Origin of the sequence: Bacillus sp. FSL K6-3458 (assembly GCF_038005045.1) — a bacterium.
GTDB classification, from domain to species: Bacteria; Bacillota; Bacilli; order Bacillales; family Bacillaceae; genus Bacillus; species Bacillus altitudinis.
The window spans coordinates 3,432,195-3,452,307 of the sequence record NZ_JBBOSI010000001.1; the positions used below are offsets into that span (position 1 = coordinate 3,432,195).

The following is a 20,113-nucleotide window of genomic DNA, read 5'->3' on the forward strand; positions in this document are numbered from 1 at the left end:
ATTTTAATACTTCATAAGAATAACTGATTTTTCGAGAAGTCTCTTACATGGAACTCTTTTTCATCGCAGCCGCCATTTCCACTTCACCCTCTGCTTCCAGCTGTTCAATAATGTGAGCATAATCTCTTTCACGGCGATTTTGGCTTAACTTAAAAGCAGCTTGAACTTCATCAATGATGATTTTGAAGCCCACAATCCCTTTCATTTGTTTCTCTAACAGTTCCTCAGATAACGTATCCCATAACACTGGCTGATCTCTATGACTTTCATATGTCTCCAGCATCACTGTTAATTCCTTGACCAGTTCTGATTTTTCAAGCAGTGAAGCCTTTCCATATACATGTACAGCTTGATAATTCCACGTCGGTACGGCTTCTTTCTCATACCACGAAGAGGATATGTAAGCATGCGGCCCTTGAAAAATGACAAGCACCTTCTCATTTTCTTCAAACGTTTTCCACTGAGGATTTCCAATCGCCATATGCCCTGAGATCACATACGAATCGCCAATTTGATGAAAACTCACTGGAATATGGGTCGCAATGGGCTTTTCATTCGTTGTCGTCACAACTGTAGCAAATGAATGTGATTGAATAAATGATTTGATTTTCTCCATATCTTTCACTTGAAAAAATGATGGTATATGCATGTTCCCTTCCCCCTTTTTGATCATCTCAATGTTTTGGTCATAATGAAGTCCATTTGCTCCTCGTCTCCCATGTGAAAAGCATGCACCCCTGTTTGAACAAACCCAAGCTTTTGATAAAATGCCATGGCGGCTTTATTATGCTCCCACACCCCAAGCCAAACATCACGTTTATGGTGTTTCTCTGCAATTTCAAAGGCTTGATTCATTAAATATCGACCTAATCCTAGTTTTTGAAAGGACTGTTTGATATAAATGCGTTCAATTTCTAATGTGTCATCACCCATCTCTTCTGACTGTGCATCGTCCATATTGACCTTTAAATAACCAGCAAGGCATCCATTCACTTGAACAAAATAAAATTGTGAAAAGGGATGTTGTAATTCTTTTAGCAGCTGGTTCGAATGAAAAGCTGTCTTCACATATGCGTCGATATGCTCCACCTTGTTTTGCTCCTGAAACGTTTCTATAAAAGTATCGATTCCGATTTTTTGCAGCTCTTTTATATGTTGTTCATTACACCGAATGAGCGTGACGGTCATGAAGTAACCCCTCCTTAGTCATTAGTAGCTTCTCTTTTTGCCTTTTTTCACATCTTCCCAATCTTTTTCGATATTCTTTCGCACCCTCAAAAGATACTGATAAATCTGTTTCGCTTCCTCTTCAGAAAACCCATCCAGCGCTACCCGATTTGAATGATCATGTTCTCGTTTGATCATTGGATAGACGGCTTTCCCTTTCTCAGTTGGAAACAATTTCTTGATTTTTTTATTCGCTGAGTCATGTTTCTTCTCAATAAATTCATGCAGCTCTAATTTTTGAATAGCCCGAGCAGCCGTAGTTCGATCCACCTTAATCATTTCCGCTAGTTTTTCCTGAATGATGCCAGGCTCCTCACAAATACGCACAAGATACAAATACTGCCCCTTCGTTAAATCATACTCTTTAAATTCAATATTACTAATGGAATCAAGCGCGCGAGCAATCACGCCGATCTCCCGCAAAATTTCTTTCATATACCTCGACTCCTTTTATTGCATTTACAACAAATAACTAAAGTTAGTATAATTGATTAATGTTGTATTTGCAACAAAAAAACCCACTTCTTAATTGAAAGTGGGTTTTCAACTCTTTCTTTATTTATCACGCCTCTTCGATCCAAACAATCCAAACACGACAGCCAGTGCAACTATAATCGCCACCCAAGTCGTAAAGCCCATATGATCACCGCTTTTCTTTTGAAAATCATCTCTTTATGTTAGATAAAACCAAAAAAATCACTGTCTCTTTAGTTAACGGATGTAAAGCGGTGAAAGTTTCAATTCATTTAACGCTCTTAACCAAAAAATAGACAAAACAAAAACCCCTATATTTCAAGGGGTTTTCGGGGGTGTTACATCATTCCACCCATGTATCGTAATTAAACACGAACATTCGTTCCTATTTATTTCGCCCTTTATCTCTTTAATTTAATTGAAATGTTATTTCGTCTTTTTATTGATATTCACATTCAATTTCATTTATTGTGACCAAACTTGTGACCAAAAAAACCATCCATTAGGATGGTATAGGTGTGAGTAATATAAGAAGAAGTTAATCATCTCCATTCATTTAGAAATTTGCATTATTATATAATTAATTCATAACAAAATCTTTTGTTTAAATTTGATTTAAAACAAATAACACATTATATTTTTACAAAAAAAGGTTACATTTAAGTTAATTTGCGTTATAATAATGATGTGTGGAATAAACTTTGAATAAACATTCCTTATTTACAGAGTAGATAATAGGGTTATTATTCTCAGAATTCAAATAACAACCGATTGTTTTGAAAGTCTGTTTCTAAAAAAAATTGCAACCAGATCACTCTGTAGATCACCCTCTAGACAAAAAAGTCTCTTATCAGATTGGTCATCTGTTTAAGAGACTTTTTTATGTTTAAATTTGTTCTATTACGGAAAGAATAATCATAAGATTAAAAACCAACCAGTTTTAAGATAACTTAAGAAAGACGCTTCTCCTTCACAAGGAGTTATTTACGCTAAGCTAGATTTAGAGTGGTCAGCTCTCCCAGAGCTCCCTTAAATCTCTTGCAACTGGTTAGTTAATTAAATCATCCTTTTAGATCAAGGAAGATTTTTAAAACAAAATAAAACCCTTTGGAAATATTACCGAAAATTGATGCAATAACTTGAAACTTGTGTGGTTTCTCTTTGAAAAACAATTCCGCCCCTCCTTCAGTTCCCCTGCTCGGTTTATGTAGTTCGTGCTACAATTACAGAAGGAGTAAGCGTACTCAGCTATTTAAATATAGCAGAAATCCATATTAATGTGTATATTTTTTTACAAAATATTCTACAATTAGGAAATATCCCTAGTTGAAAACATCTGAATTTCAAGAGTATTAGTCATGAAGTATATAATTTATAACTAATAAAAAAAGCCATTATTAAGGATACAGCATTCCTTAATAATGGCTTTTTTGTAAACAATAACTTGCCATAACACGGCTACCACACAGGCAGCTTACGTAGAATTAGTCGCGTGTTTCTTGGACTCACTTGTTATTGTGAATATAATATAACATACCAGCAGACTGCATGTCAATACTTTTCCTTAGAAGCAGCAGCTTCATCAGAAACATTTGTATATGGCGGAAAAACAAAAGGTGTACATATCTTTTGTTCTAAAAATTTGTATAGAAATTCACAACCTTCAAAATAAACTTGATCAGTATTTTCATTCACTTGATCAAATTGAGGAAAAGGACACCCAATCGATCGATAATATTGATAAATTGTATTTGCAACCATATCAGCCACTTGAATGTTAATTGATTGATCTGAAAGTAAGTAATCTACATTAACTTCTTTAGTGATCTGCTTTTCAAGGACTAGTTCCGGGAAGAGATAACCTTCAAGTTCTTTCAAAGATGGTAAGGCTGCATTCCTATTGTCGATTTGCAAATTTAATATCCTTCGGTCTTCATCACTTAATGGGAAATTCTTCATCATTATTGAAACTAAATAATTAAATGAACGTGCCGGACTTTCTCTAAAACGCTGATCAATTTTTTGATTTAAAACAACCATATGACCGATCCTAATATCCGTCGATTTAAACAACTTTTGAAATATAAATAACTTCATGAAAGGTGGTGTCTCTGACCCTTTAAGTTCCTTCGGATTAGGAAGGTATTTAAAAAAATCTGGATAATCTTTTCTCAATCGACTAATGGCTCTCTTATATGTATTTTTTAATTTTTTAGGATTGTCAGTATGAACAAAAGCTATAACAAAAAAACGATTTTTATATCTTTTTGGATAGAGTTTTGGAATACTCCCTGATTCATCTATGTAGAACAATTTAATCACCCTGTAAAAGTTTTCTTATTTTTCATAGTATTATATTTTCAGAAATATTACAAGAATACCCTTTTTCAATTTGTTAATAGTAAAGAAGATAGCCTCCTCAATTTTTAAAAAAAGAGAAGGCTTTATATTTATTTCAATACTTTTTCAATGGCTTTCTTTGTTTTCGGCCCGTAAATGCCGTCTGCTGTGAGCCCATGCATAAGCTGGAATCGCTTGACCGCATCTGCTGTTTTCGGTCCATAATAGCCGTCAATTCCATTGTTTTTCGCTCCCTTTTCAGGATAGAAGAAAAGAGCGGCTAGGGCTTCTTGTACGGCTTTTACTGCTGATCCCTTTGTAAGAGGCTTCGTGACTTTTAAAATGCCAGATGGTAAATTAAATGACTTCTTGGACGTGCTTGTTTTTGGCTTAGGTGTATTGTTCACAGGTGTCGCTTTCGGCGGCTTTGCGGTTGCAATACCCGCTTTGAAGCTGTCCCAACGATTAAGCAGCTTACGAGGACATTCTTTTCCGCTCCATCTCTTATGCGGCACGACATTGGCCAATGGAATGCCTTGCTCTGTCATCAGCTGACGAATTAACCATTGGGCGTTTTCTACCGCCTTCTCAAAGTTTCCGTCACTATTTTCACAAATTTCAATACCAATTGATTTCATATTGCCCGTTCCTCTGCCGTCTCCCGCATGCCATCCATTTTCATTCAACGACAGATGTTGATAAATGACTTTATCATCCACAGTGTAGTGCCAGCTTACACCTGTAGATGAGCGTTTAACAAATGCTGCATGACTTGCTGCATTTGCTCCTTTGGCTGTGTTAGCAGTGTTATGGACAGTAATATATAAAGGCTTCATATAGTTGCCCGGACGGTTCTTGTTACTTCTCGGAATGAAGTCCTGAACGATCTTTACCATTGGTTGATCTACTCCTTAAAATTGTTTTTAGTATTAAAAGAAAGCCGCCGATTACTCAGCAGCTTTCTTTTCTGATTCTTCTTTTTGACTATCATTTTCAATCACGTGCAATCTGTCAGTGATTGCAGCCGGAATTTTAACGCCGATCTGTGCAAGGTTCTCTACTATAGAAAGACCTTCGTTTGCAATATAAAAAAGCACTGTCCCAAAGGTCAGCACTCCATTTAAACCCATAATCTGATCAATAATGTTGGCCACAATCACCACCACAAAACTAAGCATTTTTCGCACGTAACCGAACCATGCTGTTCGGCTGCGCAACTTCCCAAATTTCCACGCTTTTATGATTCCTGTTAAAACGTCGATGACGCTTAACAGTACGAGCAAGTCCAAAAATTTCACTCCGCCAAATAAATAAGTCTTCGCTAAATCCAAAGTTTCAAAGTTAATAAACACTATTGTTTCCTCCATTTCGTTAGTCACCCCCTTAAAGAAGGCAAAATAAAAACGCCTATTCAGCGTTTGCGTTTGTGTCATTCCCTTGTTGATTTAATAAAGCTTCTTTAAGCTTCTTATGTTCTTCAGACAACATCGTATATGTCGCCCTCACCTCTGCAAATTTATTGTTTGCTTCATTAAGTAACTCGCTTAGACTGATTACTTTTAACTGTGTCGCTTTCAGCTCTGTTTGCAGCTGTTCCTTTGTCATCTCATTACTCATGTGTCATATCCTCCTGCATTTTAATTTCTTCTTTAATCTCTTGAAGTGTTTTTTCTGCTTCTTTCAATCTTTCTTCCAGTGATTTTGTAGGAGCGTCACCTCTAATTACGTTGGGTATCAGTTCCTTCATCTTCAATCACCCTTTCTACAAACGCATTTATATACCCCTCTCTTTCACCTTCAACATCTACTCTGATACTTAATAGAGTTAAAACGAGATAGTCGGACCCGGCATAACACGGCATTTGATTAGGTGACATGTAACATTTGTCTAAATGATAAGCGTGATTTTTTTCCTCATCCATCGTTATATAAAGGTCATACAGCACTGAATATCTGTTTTCTTCATCCGCATCTAGCTTTATCAAGGCTGCTGGAAGCTCACCTATAACTAATTCCCCTTCATACCTGTGATGAATAGTACAAGCGCTCAATTCAATTCCTTGATCTGTCTCTTTAGCTTTTAAAGAGCGAAAAAATGGATTGAATCTCTTATCTCCTCTAATTTCAATCAAACTGAATCCCCCTTCCCTTCTATATTGCTTCTGTAATCATCATTATGTTAACAGTGTAGTTCCGGTCGTTGGCACTAGCTATTCCAGCAGCATTTCTTATATAGATCCTGAAACCTGAAGTTGTTTTATTTTCAAATGCTGCTATGACAGCACTTGAGTTCGATCCTTCCACCTGCAAAAAAACATTAAAGACATTTTCTATATTCCGAAAGCCTCCAAATGTGTAATCATAGCTTCCAGAATTACCGGACATTCTGACAGTAACATTATCAAAAATAATTTGACAGTTTGTTTGAAGCGAGTTCATATACCTTTCATGCCAAACACCTGCAGCTCTCAAAAGGGTGTTTGTTTGGTTACCACTATACATATTAATAGTGTGTGCACGTAGATCCCCATATCCATCTGTAGCTTGTATGAGAAAGCCTTTTGCAGCTTGTACAGCAAAATAACCATCAGCTATTTTTGCGTAAAAATTCCCTTCAGTGCTAATGCTATTAGAACTCTCAAAGTAAGTTCCAGTTCCTTTGACCTCTATTTTTGCACCTAAATTTTTCATTATGGTTTCATATTTGGAGGAAATTTGAAACTCTCTATACTCTGCCTTCATAGATAAAACTTCAACTTCGCCTTTCCCATTGTCCGAAGTCATTTTGATTACAGATCCTTCTATCCAATCAGAATAAATGTGAGTTCTATAAACATCACCATTTGTAACTACTGTTCCCGTACCACCTTCAAGAGTTATGAAACCCTTATCAATAGTGGTTCCACCAAAGACAACTTTTGCCTCATCATCTTTATAGAACTGTTTAAAAACTCCGTCTTTTATAGTTAATACGTTTGTATTCCCATCATAATATTCTTGATATATCTCATTAGCAGTTATATAAGATTTATATCTTGAATTTTGAGAAATTGGCTCGATTCTAGCACCTTTTATAAGCGAACCTTCTATCGTGATACCTTTAATCGTGCCAGCTGTGATTTTATCAGCAGATAGATTGGCTATTTTGGCATTTGTAATGGCACCGTCTATTATATGAGCAGTATCAATAATTGCTGTTCCTAGATGCGCTTTTTGAATTGCTGCATTTGCGATTGCAGCTGATCCAATCGCTGCATTAGAAATATGCGCTGAGTTAATAGCAGCGTCATTGATATGCACTGATGTAATAGATTTTTCGGTAAGCATCACATCAAAAGGACTGGCAGACCATTCTTTTATTGTTTCACCCATTCTTAACTGAAGATTTCTAAAGACAAATGTGCCTTCATCTGAAGCGTTCTCTGTATAAGCACCGAAAAGCAAATAATAGTTACTTGCAGTATCTCCAGTGTAAGTAAAAGTACAGTTTAATCGCACAAACTCATCTGATGGCAAGTTAGAAATATCGCCAAAAGAAGTCTCAACAGTTTGTCTCTTAAGATTTCCGGGTGTAATGTAATAACGGAAATTCAAGTAATTGAAATTCTTCAAATTGCCTCGTTTAACTTCTATTGAAAAAGTATAAGTTTCTCCGTTTACAAGTTTTAACGATTTACGTGGAGATGTTGAAATTCCAAAAAGCATATTATCTGTAAGTTTTTTTGTTACAGTAACTTCATTGTAATCCTGTTCATTTACAGTTAATTCAGCAGAATTAAGTCCAGCTAGATCACTAGGCCTTGATAATGAACCCGGTAAGATGTTCGAGTTTGAAATGTCAGTATATAGTTTGTCTGCTGTCACTGATAGAGCGGCCAGTTTATCCGCTGTGACAGCACCGAACATAATATCATCGGTGAGGATTCTCACTGTCTTTGCTTCATATTCTTCTGACCAATCACTAGCCGTTCCATGTGTATTTATGGTTCTCAATCGGTAATACCATACTTGATCAACATCTACACCGTCTTGGTGGTGCCAGCCTCCTGTTTTACCTCTGAAAATAAGCTGTGCTGCCGTTGGCGTAAATCCTTTATTTTGCGACGCATACACTTCATATGCAGCGATATAGGAACTGGGGTTGTAATCCCATGTAAGTGAAATGGTCTTGAATAAACCTTCTGCCTTGATATTTGATGGACGGGGCGGCTTCGTATTCGGAAAACTACCATCTGTCACATTTCCCGCATCCGGCTTTCTTTCCCATGTGCCGCGGTTGTTATCAATAATCTTTTGCAGCTGCTTTACTCGATCATCGCCCTGTAAGGCTGATAAGAACTGCCCAATCTCAACGACGCATGTATTTTCAGGATCGGTGATGTCGTATTCCATTACTATAATTCGCTGTGAAGTTTCGATCGGGATTGCGAAATTACGGTCAATAGCGATGGTTGTATCTCCAAGATCAACATGCTCGTGCTCATACCCCTCAACACCTTCAAGCAGTTTAACCGATAATTCATAATTGACCTCAGTTATTGAAGCCACCGTAATTAGATGATTGTATGTTGCTTTCAATAACTCTTCAGGATCTTCAATATCCTCATCGTTGAAAATATCTTCTCTATGAATTAATTCCCCGTTTTTCAAGCGGCCGTATTTTTGCAATAAAGCTGGATCGCCTACCCACTCTTGACCCTTCGGCTTGTCTACTGGATCACCATTTGCTTTCTTCCACTCAACATCTGCGAAGTCGATAAAACGGGAATATCCCCCTGTTTCTTCTCCGTCATCGTCAGTCGTTTCCAATGATGCGCCATAACCATATAAAGCAGTCTTCGGATAGCTGATCACAGTACGTCTTATACTTTCAGTGTCTTTATCAATTTCAAACCGTTTGCCGCTGTCTTTACCTCTGCGCGGCAGGACCTTGATTGTGCGTTTGGTGATGGTATTCCCATCAAACTCCACAATGTCTTTAAATTCGCCGCCCCATTTGTTCAAGACATCGCTTAAACATTCAAGAGCATTCTTTTTATAAAATGATGTCGAGTTTAGTCCTAGCTCGGCGGTCACTTCTGCGGTCCAGCGAGTTCTTTCAAACACTTGATCAAGAACATACTGTGCAGTTTTATCTTTTGGCCGTTTTTCTTTGATGATTGTTTCTGCTAGTTCCATCATTGCTGCTTCGCAAGTAACAAGCGTATTAATCTCAGCACCATCATCCGTATCATCAAGCTCTTTTATGACAAATGCCCGTAATTCGCCGTCCTTATCTCGGAACACCACTTGATTTTCTTCAAATAGATAACGTGCGTCAGGATGGGAAGCATCCGCAATAAAAGAAAAAGAAGAACCCAAGTTGAGTTCTTCTTTATATTTTGCATCCCAAAAATTGCACGAGTCCTGTCCGTCACTGGACAGAACAGCCAAAAGTTCATCTTCTGGCGATAAAATGAATATCTCAGCCATATGACGGACCCCCTTTCTATAGATAGGCTTCTTTAAATTTGATACTGCTTTTGTGACTGAATTTTAGTTTGACGGGTTTTTGAGCAGGAAAATCAAAAAACTCTGATTGAATTTGCAGGCCATTCATAATTGCTTTTCCATTGTTCATGATTTTTCGTTTAGCAATGTCGATCACAAGCGTGTCTCCTTCAATAAAGTTGTGTACAACCTTTATGACTTTGTTGACACTCTCATCTGAATGTAAAAGAGCCACCTCATATGAAGTGGCTGCTGCTGTAAAAATACATTCAATTTGTGGTTCGATTGGCGCTAAACTAGGGTTTGTGAATGTTTGGACTCCTTTGCCTAATTCATACGCTGCTGCGGCCCCATATTTCTTAGGGTCAGAACAAAGAAAGGTTAGTGTGGCATGTTGTAAGCCTCCCTTTGTTTCACCCTCTGTCAAACTCTCAAATATGGCGTTATATGTCCTGTCTGGTTCATCGAAGAAAACAAGCGGCTTTTCTTCATCTGTGTGAAGAATATAGTTCAATTCCTCCTGTTTTTTCTTCAGTTCACTTTCACTACTGAATGCAAATAGCACTTCTAGGGTTATCACTCTAACAGGTAATCTAGTACCACGAAGAAAACCGCCTGGACGATTCCCTATCGTGTCAATCTTTACCTCTCGACCCACAACACCCCTACCGCTTGGTGTCTCTTTCAGGTAGAAATATTTTGATATATCGGTTCCATCAAAAGTGATTTTCCATTCATTAGGAACGAGTTTTTGATAATTGATCATGTGATCCTCGTCCTCCTTGCGTTAGCTCTCTTCTGCTCATGTTCTACCGGTTTCGCAACACCTTGACCGACCTTTTTGCTGTCCATTTCAATAACAATCACTTGTTCAGGAAGTTCAATATTTTGAAGCTCTGCACTCAATTCGTGTTTAACCGCTCCTATTTTACTGTTTGTAATAGAAGCATCGTAAGCGATGTTTAAATCCTCTTGTTTGATGTACATAGCATCCTTTACAGAATTCATCGCTTTACTCACAGTACCCACGCCTTGCTGAATCCCCACAGCAATACCAGCTGGCACCATGACACCCACTTGATCACGCATTAAACGTGAAGGCGAATGAATTTTCAGCTTATTTTTGATCGTTTTTTCAATTGTAGATGCGATGCTATTGGCTTCCTTCGCAAGCTCGCCTTTCATGTTTTTCATTCCTGAAATAATGCCAGCCATCGTGTTAGATCCAATAGCTTTCCCGCTCTTTTTAAGCGATCCCAGCTGCTTAACATTTACAGTCAATTCACTGATCTTATTCATGTATTCATTTTTCAGTTTGTTTAGTTCTGAGTTAGCCGCATTTCTCAATTCAGTGATCTTTTTAGTTGTTGCATTTTTAAGATCCGCAAGTTCTTTTGTCGCTTGTTCGCTTGCCATGCTGTGTTTTTGTTTCCATAGAGAGATATATTTATCTAGCTCTGGAGCAGACATGGAAGCAATAGCTTTTATTTGATCAGCTGATCCCACGCCCATTTGTCTTAATTCATCAACGAATTCTTTTGGTGCGCTGCCTGTTAGTTTTGATAGGTCAGACTGGAAACCTTTCATTTTATCAATTTGCGCTTGAAGATTATCCAGAAGCTTTGACCCACTTACTTTCTCTGTGGTGACACTATCAAATAATCCCATAGCATTGTAAATGGAATCAGTACGATCTTTAAGAGCATTCTTATACTCTTCATTGGCCTTCTTAATGTCATTAGTCAATTTATCATTAATGCTTTTAAACTTGGACAAATAGCTGTTGTTGGCTGAAATAATACCTTTATTCAGTTTTTCAGCTGCTTTTTTCTCATTTTCTTTCTTCTTCAACGCTTCTCTAGTTAGATTATTCTGCGTTGCATAGATTTCCCGTTGAATTTTATTACGCTGGTCAGCTGTCAGTTTTTCCTTCTTTTTAATCTTTTCAAGCTGCTTGATGTATGTCTGACCGCTTATTTTCTTGGTGTCATAATTCACTTCTGCATTAGCGATCTTTTGAGAGACTTTCTTTTGATACGCCAACTGCGCTTTTGCCTTTTTGCGCTGTGCCTCAAGTGCCTTCTTCTTCTGTTGAGCCTGTGTTTTCTTCTGTGCATTGTATATTTCACGCTGGATCTTCGCATTTTGAGTAGATGTTAACTTGTTGTGTTTCTTGATTGCATTTAATTGCTTGATATATGTCTTTGAGCTGATCTTACCTGTGTCAAACTTGGTTTCGACAGCTCTGATTTTGTTATCAACGCCTGTTTTTCTTCTAGCATTCGCTTTACGTGCCGCAGCTGCTTGTTTCTTCTTCAATGCCTCCGCTTGCTTTTGAGCTTTTTTCGTTTCAGCTTGCGCCGCTTTTTGCGCCGCCTGCGTTGTCTTTTTGGCAGAAGAAACAACGGTATTTGTTGATTTATCCAAACCAACAGCCATACCAGCACCCAAGTTATATCCAATCTCATCCCGCATCCAACGTGAAGGAGAATGGATTTTAAATAGTTTGGTGAAGGTGTTTTTGACATTGTTGACGATGCTTGATGCTTTATTATAAAGACTAGATGCCATTCCACCAATACCACGAACAAGACCAGCTATGATGTTTTTACCAATGCTAAACAGATTTATTCCTTTGAAGAACCGCACAACTCCATTCCAGATGTTACTAATGGTTGTTTTAACAGCTCGCATTGTATTGCCAATAGCGGTTTTCATGTTGTTAAAAATAGATTTAACAGTGTTGAAAATGCCGCTAACTAGACTTTTGACTGTGCTTTTAATACCATTCCAGACACTAGAAATAAAACTTTTTATTCCATTAAAAACTGATGATGTAAGTTTTTTTATGTTGTTCCAGTTGTTCACAAAGAAGTTTTTAATGCCGGCTAAAACGCTGCTGAAAAATGATTTAATTCCATTCCAGATTGATTTAGCTACATTTTTAATACCATTCCAAACGCCCGAAACAACGGATTTTATTGCATTCCAAACAGTTGTGAATATTTTCTTGTGTGTATTCAATGAATTGACAAAGAAAGATTTAATACCGTTCCACACATTGGATGCAACCTTTTTGATGGCATTCCAAACACCAGTTATAAAGCCTTTAATAGTTCCCCAAACTGTTTTCACAATTTTTTGGTGAACTGCAAATGTTGTTTTAAAGAAATTTACAATACCCGTCCAGACTGCGGAAGCGACTTTCTTTATTCCTTCCCATAATCCTTTTAAGAAGTTTGAAACAGCACCCCATACTTTTAGAGTAAACGCTTTGACTTTATCCCAATTTGCGATGATTAAAGCCACAATTCCTATTACTGCGGCTGTTATCCAGCCAATAGGACCCATCGCAACTACCCAAGCTGCGGCCATACGCACTGCATTTGCCATTGCTTGAGCGGCCATAACAGCCATTCGAGCAATAAATAAAGCCATTTGTTTTATCCCATTTTGTAACATGAGAATGAATGAACTCATCTTCGTTGCTGTCCACGCTGCTGCCATTCTTGTTGCATTCGCAATGGATTGAGTAGCCATTAACGCCATTTGGGTGACCCATAGTATCATTTGTCTAATGCCGTTTTGCAACATCATGATAAATGAATTTATGTTCATGATCGTCCATGCCGTTGCTGTTCTCGTCGCTTGAACAATTGACTGAGCAGCCATAACAGCCATGTTTCTTATCCATAGAGACATTTGAACGATTCCGTTCTTCAGAGCAGTGACAAACGCCGAAATTTTCATTGCTGTCCAAGAAACTGCCATTTTAGCGCTGTTTGCTATAGCTTGAGCCGTCATAACTGCATACTTTGCTATAAATTTAGAAATCCATATGATCCCTAATTTCAACTGGCCCACTAAACTAATTAATTTAACTCCGGCTGCTGTTTCTTTAAAGCCTCTTATATACAATGCCGCTGCTTTAAAATCTTTAAATCCGTTAGTTAATGAACTGACAGCTACCATTGCCGGAACAATCGCTCTAACGACACCAATAAGAGATAAACCAGCTGCGATAAATTGTCCAATTGCTGGATTTGCTTCCATTGTAGCATTAGAAAATTTCAAGAAGCTGTTTACAGTTTCTAAAATCGTCTTTCCTAGTGGTGCCATGCCGATCAACAGATTTATTATTGTCCGAGAAATTTGACCAAGCGTACTCCACACTGTTGGGCCTGTTTTTTCAATGTATGCGATGAAGTTCTTAAAACCTTCTGTATGTTGAACGGTACCGGCCCATTCTCTAAAACGAGCGGTCATATCAACTAAAGATGTAAGCATGTCAGCTGACATTGGACCGAACGCAGCGAATAAACGGCGTAATGCACCTGAAAAGTTTGTGATAACTTTTAAGATTTTCGGGCCGTTTTCACGGGTATACGAAATAAAATCTTGGAATCGTTGTGACGAGCTTAAACCAGCCGCCCATTTTGCCCATGAAGCTGTAGCTTTCTCCATGCTTGCGGCCATGTCATTTCCCAACGGCCCAAAAGCTACAATGAGATTCATGACTGTTCTCATGACATTTCCGGCAATGTTTCCAAAAGTCACAAAAGCTTTTCCAGCATTGTTGTTCATCCATTTGATGAAGTTTTGCATGTCTTTTGCTTTGAAAGCATTATCAAGGTTTTTCGTTAATGTAACCGCTCCATTAGCCACATTAACAAACATAGGTCTAAGACTATTCAGAACCTTTTTAAACGTTGAGAGAGAGTTCGTGAACGATTTCAAGATGGGTTTTTGTGTGATCTTCGCAATGTCTTGCCAGTTATCTTTAAAGTCTTCTAAAGTAGCAAGAGCTTTCTTCTCTTCTTTCCCTAGCGACTCTTGCAAAACTTTGATTTTTTCCATGATTTTGGCTCGCTCTTTCGCATTGGTGGCATCATCTAGCTTGGCTTGTAGCTTGTCTAAATCTTGACCAGCCTTGATAACACTACCTATAGATGTAACTGCCAATGCACCAAACGCCACTGCACCTGTTCCAGCTGTAGAAAAAGCACTAACAAGCCCCATTAATCCACCTGTAGCTGATCCGATCATTGGACCAAGTGCTCCAATTACTCCAACGGCACCAGATAAAGCAGGAGCAATAGCAGGTAGTAAAGCAAGCAATCCACCACGTAAAGCATTTCCCATGACGTTTGAAATTGAATTTGTGATCTTTGAAAGCCTGTTCATGGCATTCTCGAATTTATCTAGACGCTTTTCAAAACCCTTCCATACTGCTGTTATTTTAACAACAACATTATTAGGAAGGCTCGCCAAAGCCGCTCTTGCAACTGTTACAGCTCGAATCAAAGCCGCAGAACTTGCATTTATAATTGTTGTAACCCTGTTCGGTATGCTTGCTAATGCAGCACGAGCAGCGGCAACAGATGAATTTAAGTTACTTGCGTTTCCAGCAATCATTGTCGTCACTCTCTGCGCTATTGAAGAAAGAGCGGTACGAGCAACGGCAACCGTTGAAACTAGCGGGCTGGCATTAGCTGCAATGATTGAAGTTACTCTTTGAGATATAGAAGATAATGCCGTACGTGCGACAATTACAGCTCGTCCTAAAGGAGTAGGATTTCCAGCTATGACGGTTGTCACTCGTTGAGCGATTGACCTTAGCCCTGCTTTAGCACGAGCTATAGAACTAGTTAACGGATTGTTATCACCCGTAAAATAAGTATTGATTCGTTGAGGAATCTCACGCAATTTTTGACGGGCCATCCGAACTGCTCTTGTTAAAGGGTCAGCATCGGCATCCAGGTCAACTCGGTTGCGTTCGTGCCGGCGCAAGAAACTGTCCATTTGCTGTTCAGCTTCCCTAACACGCCGCTGGAAGTCAGCAATTTCAGCATCTACTTCAACCGTATGATGATCACGCATCCGACGCATCATATCATTCACTTTGTCCATTTGCTTTTTGAACTTACGTGTTTGCGCCTCGACAACCGCCGTTAATTTTTCGATCAAACCCTCACCCCTCTTCTTTTGGTTTTCTAAGCATGTTCCTTAATCCAATGTTAAGATCGTTCAGCTTTTTGGCATCCACTTGATTTTTGAAACCATTGCCAGTGACATCCCGTTCAAGCTCTGCTCTAGCTTTTTGTGCATCAAACATTTGTGAAGGCTTAACTTTTTTGGCGTTATTCGCATACCGATGGAACATTGCGTTTATTGTCATTCGCTCTATTTCATCAATTTCACGCAGCTTGGCCGCCTTGAGCTTGCGTTTATACTCGTTTGGAGTCCATGACATGATAAGATCGTTGTCATAGACACCCATCCAACGAGCTGCATCTTCTATGACTTTGAGGTAGTCGATCCCATCCGCTCTTTGCGGGCTTGCTTGAGCATTTCCATGTACTCTTTCGCTTGTTCCTGTTCCTCGATCCGTTTCGCTGCCATTTCTGGCGTTTCGTTCGGTGCCGCTTTCTTCGGTGCCCCCATTTTCTCCATCATGGTCCATTGCTGACGGATCTTGCCTTTGAAAAAACCGGCATTCTCAAGCGTCTGGAATGCTTCGTTAATCAAACGGTCAGTAGCATCACCTTTAGTGTCTTCGTCAATGATTTTCATAATTGCATCTTCAATTTGTTCTGAAGACGGTTTACTGCCTTTAAGGTGAGATAAAGCGCAATCCCAAAAAGCTGAAAGCATTAAAGCATCTTCATTGAGCAAGCCCATGTAAATGTTCAGCGTGCCGCCTGATTTGTCTTCCTCTTTACTTGTATATTTTTCATTTGCTGTACGGTCAAACGAGAAATCACATCTTGCTGTATATTCCTTATTTCCAATTGTTAAAGTAGCCATTTATAAAAACCCCCGATTTGTTATTTGTAATAGAAAAGAGCCTCTAAATGATAGAGGCCCTTCAAGTGTTATTCTCCTGTGGAAGCCGGTTCTGTCTGTGTAACGATTTCACTCATTGGAGACTCGCCAGCTTCATTCACTGCTGTCACATTAATGGTCAGTTTCGTATCAGGATTCATCCCTGTTGCGACATAACTTGTGTCAGTGACGTTTTTATCAAGACGCTTGTCTGCACCTCTGTATACGTTATATGAAGTCGCCCCTTCTACCGCATCCCACTTTACTGAAATACTGTCAGACGTAGCTGTAAACGATAGATTTTGGGGCTGCTTAGGGTGTCTCAACTTTCTTATTAAGTTCACCAAACTGCTTGAAGCTGTCAGCACCAGCAGCAGATCGAATTTGAGCAATTAATTCTGGATCTAGCGGCTCTAATTCGTCTTTAAACGTCTTTCCGAGAACAGGAAGAGTTGTTGAAACCTCGATAAAACCATCCTGCGGTGCGCTTTTCTCAAGGCTTTCAATGATCGCATGACCATATTCAGCATCATGTTTTCCATTTGCGTTTAAGTTAAGATTTACTTTCCATACCTGTACTGCTTCCTCTTTGTCAAAAGCAGCTTCAATGGCTTTTTGACCTGGATCATCGTCCGCAGCATAAAAAGATAACTCAAAACTTTCACTTTTTGTTCCATATCCAACGATACGACCTGATTTTGTGCTTTCGTCAAGTGAATCTTGCTCTTTCGTGTGAGAACCCTCAGTCTGAAAAGCAATAAATAATCCTTTTTGATCCGTTGCGCTAATTGGTTGAACAATGAAAACTTCATCCTTACCATTCAATAGGTTTACCACTAAAAACACCCTCTCAATTGTTTATCGTGTATCTCATTCGCAAGATACCGTGTTTTGTATATCCGTCTATGTCTGTGATGACCTGCATCCCTCGCAGCTCAGAACGGCATAAAGAAAAGCCCTCTATTTCTAGGGGCCTTTTGGTCAATGCTTGCAACATGAGGTCTATGACCTGCTGTGCTTCTTTTTTTCCGTTGTAATCTGACCAGCAGTGTAAAACCACGTTTACAACCTCGCCAGCAGATGTTTTTGTCTCAAATAAGGACACATCGTCATCACCCATTGAGACATAAGGCTTTTTAGCATCTTTGGAAACCGCATCAAAAACGCCTGTGACACGTTCGTTTAACCGCTTATCCATAGATAGCCTTTCAAATATAGCAGCCTGTAACGGCCACAATGATGAGCGCATTTCAGCAGCTCCTTTCTATTGCATTTCCCTTGCGAAGTGCCTCATTCCCTCTTCTACAGCAGGATTAAAGAATGGTTGCGCCCTCATACCTCTTGTCATCACCCATCGGCCTAGCTTTTCATCATAATAGACCCACGGTGTTTGACGGCCGCCGCCTTCCTCTGCATAAATACCGGTTCCATACTCAACGTATATTGCGTAATCGGCACCAACGGTGATGATGGCTTTCAATCCTTCGTCTCGATATTCAACCTCGATCGAGTTTTTAAGGTTCCCACCATCAATCATGGCTGTTGGTGCGTTAATGACAGCATGACTGTAAATCAGTTCTGCTGTTTCTGTGACAATTTGTTTTGCTCGATCTATGACTTTGCGCTCGAATTTCTCAACCGTTTTCGCCATTTGCTTTGCCCATTTGCCGCTTACCTCAGCCATTGAGCACCTCTGAAACTTGGCATTTGAGACACATGATCTCATTTTCTCCGCCTTGATCAATAGGATCTGATTTCAAGATGAGTATTTTATTTTCGTATTTGATTCGCATAGTCTTTTTGATATCTTCCCTGTACTCGAAATAGACATTGTGATCAACTGGGTTTTGCAGCTGTTGAGCTTGATAAAACTCTCTTGATGTAACACTTGTCACTCGTGCGGGTATTGTAAGATAGTCCACATGCTTTTCAGTGTAGCCACCGCCACCGTCCGGCACTTTTTCGAGTTTTTGAAACGTGATTTCATGTGGGAATTCTTCAAATACATAACTCACCAATAAGCCCTCCTATACGGGTACAGGTACTTAGTGACCGTTTCAGGAAAATCAGTGTCATAAGAGTACGACACATCACCCATGCTTCGACTTGCCAAACCTGCTGGTTTTAAATTGTACTCAGCGGCTTTCGCAATAAAGAGTTTTACACCCGCCGGAAGGTCATTTGCATCAAATTTGTTCTTACAAAAATCAGAAGCATATTCAACAAAAATAGGAACAACCTCAGACAAGTAATCATCGTGCTTATCTGTGGTCATTCCTATCATTCTTTTAATCTGTTGGATGTCCATTGGATCACCCTTTCAATTTTTCAAGCAGTGTTTCACGCTTCATGTTGTAATAACCAGCAATACCTTTATCTTTAGCTTCCTGCTTTAGCTGCTCAACAGTCATTTCTTCATAAGACAGGTCGTCTTGAGCATCTTTTTCAATCTTCGCACGCCTTTTCAATTCTTGTTCCAAGAGCCAAAAGGTTGTTGCTCCCATTTACTCGGTGCCTCCTTCTGCTTCTGTTTTAGTTGCGATTTCCGACATTGCAGATTCGCCGCTCTCATTAACAGAAGTGACATTGATTGTTAACTTAGTATCAGGCGTTAGACCGTCCGTGCTGTATTCAGGCTTGGTTACATTCTTATCAAAACGCTTGTCTGCTCCCCGATAAACATTGTATGAATCCGCCCCAGCTACGGCATCCCAATTGACAGTCACAGATTTACTTGTGCTTGTAAACCGTAGGTTTTGGGGCGCATTAGGGCGTAGGAATAGGCTCTTCCACTGGAAGTGAATCATCAACAATAATAGATTTTTGAAGGTATGTTCCAAAACCTACATCAGCTCTGTTATTAGGAATGAACTCAATCAAGTTTTGTTTCTGTAAATTTGTATGCGTTACCGAATGCATTGCAATTGAAGTGAATTTCCCTTTAGCATCCCCAAGTAATTGAGCTGCATCAAGAATCACTTCACCGCTTAATTTTGATTTAGCTGCTGCGTTTGGTCCTTCATTGGAAATAATCTTCACAATTCGGACTTTCTTTTTGTCATAAACACGTTCATAGTTTCTAGCGCTTGCTAATTCTTTCAGTGTAGGCATTTTCTCAGCAACATCCGCTTCGGTCCACTTGAAACCACGTGGATGCATAATGAACTTCTTACGATGGATCAGAATGTCTTCACCTTTAAGAGAATTTCGATCTGTTTCGGTCGGTACTTTAGGCATTCCTGGAGCATAACCAACGGCACCACCAGCAAATAGATAAGTTGTATACTTTTTCTCATCACCGCTCGAAATATCTAATACTAGATCACCATCATTATTAGTGATGTTGCTACTAAAGACACCATTCAGCATAAGGAAAATCATTCGCTGCATTTGTCTTTCCCAATAATTATTAACACGATCCCCGATTGCTCTCATTGGATCAGATCCGGCCAGTTCAGCAGCTAAATCTTCACTGCTCCATGCCTTTCCAAATTCAAGGACCCGTGCAACGTCTTTTCCTGATGTGATTTTTTCTGGAGTCAACGCAAAGTCTGACTGAATTGCCTCCGGATCTCCTTCTAGGTCGTTCCAGAAAGGCATATTTACTGTATCTCCGCCACTTGGGACATCTAAATTCGGTACTGGCTGAATAATTCCACTTCGATATACCGCTGTTTGTTCCACAGTGTTGTTCATTGTGTACTGGTTGAAAATTTGTGGGATGATAACATCCTGAACTCTAGTTACTGCCATTTAA

Annotated in this window: 23 protein-coding genes; all 23 read right to left on the reverse strand. The window is 39.2% G+C overall.

What is annotated here, in order from left to right; genetic code table 11:
- Positions 1–43 precede the first annotated feature (43 nt).
- A complete protein-coding gene (locus tag MHH23_RS18050) occupies positions 44–649 on the reverse strand; it encodes an FMN-binding negative transcriptional regulator (protein WP_268431655.1) in 606 nt (201 codons plus the stop codon).
- A 20-nt stretch (positions 650–669) separates the two neighbouring features.
- Positions 670–1,188: a GNAT family N-acetyltransferase gene (locus MHH23_RS18055; RefSeq protein WP_268431653.1), complete on the reverse strand. Its 519-nt coding sequence runs from the start codon at positions 1,186–1,188 to the stop codon at positions 670–672.
- Positions 1,189–1,209: 21 nt separating this feature from the next.
- On the reverse strand, positions 1,210–1,662 hold the full coding sequence (locus MHH23_RS18060; RefSeq protein ID WP_041506695.1) for a MarR family winged helix-turn-helix transcriptional regulator: 453 nt from the start codon (positions 1,660–1,662) through the stop codon (positions 1,210–1,212).
- Positions 1,663–3,252: 1,590 nt separating this feature from the next.
- Positions 3,253–4,023: a DUF3800 domain-containing protein gene (locus MHH23_RS18065; RefSeq protein ID WP_340959994.1), complete on the reverse strand. Its 771-nt coding sequence runs from the start codon at positions 4,021–4,023 to the stop codon at positions 3,253–3,255.
- Positions 4,024–4,151: 128 nt separating this feature from the next.
- Positions 4,152–4,937, reverse strand: a complete 786-nt coding sequence (locus tag MHH23_RS18070) for a peptidoglycan recognition protein family protein (protein WP_327862181.1) — start codon at positions 4,935–4,937, stop codon at positions 4,152–4,154.
- Positions 4,938–4,988: 51 nt separating this feature from the next.
- Positions 4,989–5,408: a phage holin family protein gene (locus tag MHH23_RS18075; protein ID WP_327862182.1), complete on the reverse strand. Its 420-nt coding sequence runs from the start codon at positions 5,406–5,408 to the stop codon at positions 4,989–4,991.
- 40 nt (positions 5,409–5,448) lie between these two features.
- Positions 5,449–5,658 (reverse strand): hypothetical protein, encoded by a 210-nt coding sequence (locus MHH23_RS18080; protein WP_024720115.1) that lies wholly within the window; start codon positions 5,656–5,658, stop codon positions 5,449–5,451.
- A complete protein-coding gene (locus MHH23_RS18085) occupies positions 5,651–5,788 on the reverse strand; it encodes a hypothetical protein (protein WP_165378747.1) in 138 nt (45 codons plus the stop codon). The genes MHH23_RS18080 and MHH23_RS18085 overlap by 8 nt, the downstream gene beginning before the upstream one ends.
- On the reverse strand, positions 5,760–6,173 hold the full coding sequence (locus tag MHH23_RS18090; RefSeq protein ID WP_165378746.1) for a hypothetical protein: 414 nt from the start codon (positions 6,171–6,173) through the stop codon (positions 5,760–5,762). Before MHH23_RS18090 ends, MHH23_RS18085 begins: the two co-directional genes overlap by 29 nt.
- Positions 6,174–6,192: 19 nt before the next feature.
- Positions 6,193–9,513, reverse strand: coding sequence for a prophage endopeptidase tail family protein (locus tag MHH23_RS18095; RefSeq protein WP_327862183.1), 3,321 nt, complete (start codon positions 9,511–9,513; stop codon positions 6,193–6,195).
- Positions 9,514–9,529: 16 nt separating this feature from the next.
- The gene (locus MHH23_RS18100; protein ID WP_340959998.1) at positions 9,530–10,297 is read right to left on the reverse strand and encodes a distal tail protein Dit; all 768 of its coding nucleotides are present in this window, start codon (positions 10,295–10,297) and stop codon (positions 9,530–9,532) included.
- On the reverse strand, positions 10,294–15,498 hold the full coding sequence (locus MHH23_RS18105) for a hypothetical protein (RefSeq protein ID WP_340960000.1): 5,205 nt from the start codon (positions 15,496–15,498) through the stop codon (positions 10,294–10,296). Before MHH23_RS18105 ends, MHH23_RS18100 begins: the two co-directional genes overlap by 4 nt.
- A 4-nt stretch (positions 15,499–15,502) precedes the next feature.
- Positions 15,503–15,811, reverse strand: a complete 309-nt coding sequence (locus MHH23_RS18110; RefSeq protein ID WP_039167454.1) for a hypothetical protein — start codon at positions 15,809–15,811, stop codon at positions 15,503–15,505.
- Positions 15,812–15,828: 17 nt separating this feature from the next.
- On the reverse strand, positions 15,829–16,338 hold the full coding sequence (locus tag MHH23_RS18115; RefSeq protein WP_251211292.1) for a tail assembly chaperone: 510 nt from the start codon (positions 16,336–16,338) through the stop codon (positions 15,829–15,831).
- 68 nt (positions 16,339–16,406) lie between these two features.
- Positions 16,407–16,682, reverse strand: coding sequence for a fibronectin type III domain-containing protein (locus tag MHH23_RS18120; RefSeq protein WP_304716959.1), 276 nt, complete (start codon positions 16,680–16,682; stop codon positions 16,407–16,409).
- On the reverse strand, positions 16,669–17,193 hold the full coding sequence (locus tag MHH23_RS18125) for a phage major tail protein, TP901-1 family (protein ID WP_046526964.1): 525 nt from the start codon (positions 17,191–17,193) through the stop codon (positions 16,669–16,671). The genes MHH23_RS18120 and MHH23_RS18125 overlap by 14 nt, the downstream gene beginning before the upstream one ends.
- A 13-nt stretch (positions 17,194–17,206) precedes the next feature.
- Positions 17,207–17,605 (reverse strand): DUF3168 domain-containing protein, encoded by a 399-nt coding sequence (locus tag MHH23_RS18130; protein WP_039167463.1) that lies wholly within the window; start codon positions 17,603–17,605, stop codon positions 17,207–17,209.
- 15 nt (positions 17,606–17,620) lie between these two features.
- Positions 17,621–18,040 (reverse strand): HK97-gp10 family putative phage morphogenesis protein, encoded by a 420-nt coding sequence (locus tag MHH23_RS18135; protein ID WP_039167465.1) that lies wholly within the window; start codon positions 18,038–18,040, stop codon positions 17,621–17,623.
- Positions 18,033–18,374 (reverse strand): phage head closure protein, encoded by a 342-nt coding sequence (locus MHH23_RS18140; protein ID WP_034647806.1) that lies wholly within the window; start codon positions 18,372–18,374, stop codon positions 18,033–18,035. Before MHH23_RS18140 ends, MHH23_RS18135 begins: the two co-directional genes overlap by 8 nt.
- On the reverse strand, positions 18,368–18,664 hold the full coding sequence (locus tag MHH23_RS18145) for a phage head-tail connector protein (protein ID WP_340960004.1): 297 nt from the start codon (positions 18,662–18,664) through the stop codon (positions 18,368–18,370). Before MHH23_RS18145 ends, MHH23_RS18140 begins: the two co-directional genes overlap by 7 nt.
- A gap of 4 nt (positions 18,665–18,668) precedes the next feature.
- Positions 18,669–18,860, reverse strand: coding sequence for a Rho termination factor N-terminal domain-containing protein (locus MHH23_RS18150; protein ID WP_034282935.1), 192 nt, complete (start codon positions 18,858–18,860; stop codon positions 18,669–18,671).
- Positions 18,861–19,163, reverse strand: a complete 303-nt coding sequence (locus MHH23_RS18155) for a fibronectin type III domain-containing protein (protein WP_080673871.1) — start codon at positions 19,161–19,163, stop codon at positions 18,861–18,863. It lies immediately after the preceding gene.
- Positions 19,123–20,109 carry a coat protein gene (locus MHH23_RS18160; protein ID WP_251211297.1) on the reverse strand — a complete coding sequence of 329 codons (987 nt, stop codon included), beginning with the start codon at positions 20,107–20,109 and terminating at the stop codon, positions 19,123–19,125. Before MHH23_RS18160 ends, MHH23_RS18155 begins: the two co-directional genes overlap by 41 nt.
- Positions 20,110–20,113 lie beyond the last annotated feature (4 nt).

Excerpts from the sequence above, each read along its gene's own strand:
- MHH23_RS18050 (WP_268431655.1), bottom strand. The coding sequence starts at position 649 with ATGCATATACCATCATTTTTTCAAGTGAAAGATATGGAGAAAATCAAA.
- MHH23_RS18055 (WP_268431653.1), bottom strand. The coding sequence starts at position 1,188 with ATGACCGTCACGCTCATTCGGTGTAATGAACAACATATAAAAGAGCTG.
- MHH23_RS18060 (WP_041506695.1), bottom strand. The coding sequence starts at position 1,662 with ATGAAAGAAATTTTGCGGGAGATCGGCGTGATTGCTCGCGCGCTTGAT.
- MHH23_RS18070 (WP_327862181.1), bottom strand. The coding sequence starts at position 4,937 with ATGGTAAAGATCGTTCAGGACTTCATTCCGAGAAGTAACAAGAACCGT.
- MHH23_RS18075 (WP_327862182.1), bottom strand. The coding sequence starts at position 5,408 with ATGGAGGAAACAATAGTGTTTATTAACTTTGAAACTTTGGATTTAGCG.
- MHH23_RS18080 (WP_024720115.1), bottom strand. The coding sequence starts at position 5,658 with ATGAGTAATGAGATGACAAAGGAACAGCTGCAAACAGAGCTGAAAGCG.
- MHH23_RS18085 (WP_165378747.1), bottom strand. The coding sequence starts at position 5,788 with ATGAAGGAACTGATACCCAACGTAATTAGAGGTGACGCTCCTACAAAA.
- MHH23_RS18095 (WP_327862183.1), bottom strand. The coding sequence starts at position 9,513 with ATGGCTGAGATATTCATTTTATCGCCAGAAGATGAACTTTTGGCTGTT.
- MHH23_RS18100 (WP_340959998.1), bottom strand. The coding sequence starts at position 10,297 with ATGATCAATTATCAAAAACTCGTTCCTAATGAATGGAAAATCACTTTT.
- MHH23_RS18110 (WP_039167454.1), bottom strand. The coding sequence starts at position 15,811 with ATGGGTGTCTATGACAACGATCTTATCATGTCATGGACTCCAAACGAG.
- MHH23_RS18115 (WP_251211292.1), bottom strand. The coding sequence starts at position 16,338 with ATGGCTACTTTAACAATTGGAAATAAGGAATATACAGCAAGATGTGAT.
- MHH23_RS18130 (WP_039167463.1), bottom strand. The coding sequence starts at position 17,605 with ATGCGCTCATCATTGTGGCCGTTACAGGCTGCTATATTTGAAAGGCTA.
- MHH23_RS18135 (WP_039167465.1), bottom strand. The coding sequence starts at position 18,040 with ATGGCTGAGGTAAGCGGCAAATGGGCAAAGCAAATGGCGAAAACGGTT.
- MHH23_RS18145 (WP_340960004.1), bottom strand. The coding sequence starts at position 18,664 with ATGGACATCCAACAGATTAAAAGAATGATAGGAATGACCACAGATAAG.
- MHH23_RS18150 (WP_034282935.1), bottom strand. The coding sequence starts at position 18,860 with ATGGGAGCAACAACCTTTTGGCTCTTGGAACAAGAATTGAAAAGGCGT.
- MHH23_RS18155 (WP_080673871.1), bottom strand. The coding sequence starts at position 19,163 with ATGATTCACTTCCAGTGGAAGAGCCTATTCCTACGCCCTAATGCGCCC.
- MHH23_RS18160 (WP_251211297.1), bottom strand. The coding sequence starts at position 20,109 with ATGGCAGTAACTAGAGTTCAGGATGTTATCATCCCACAAATTTTCAAC.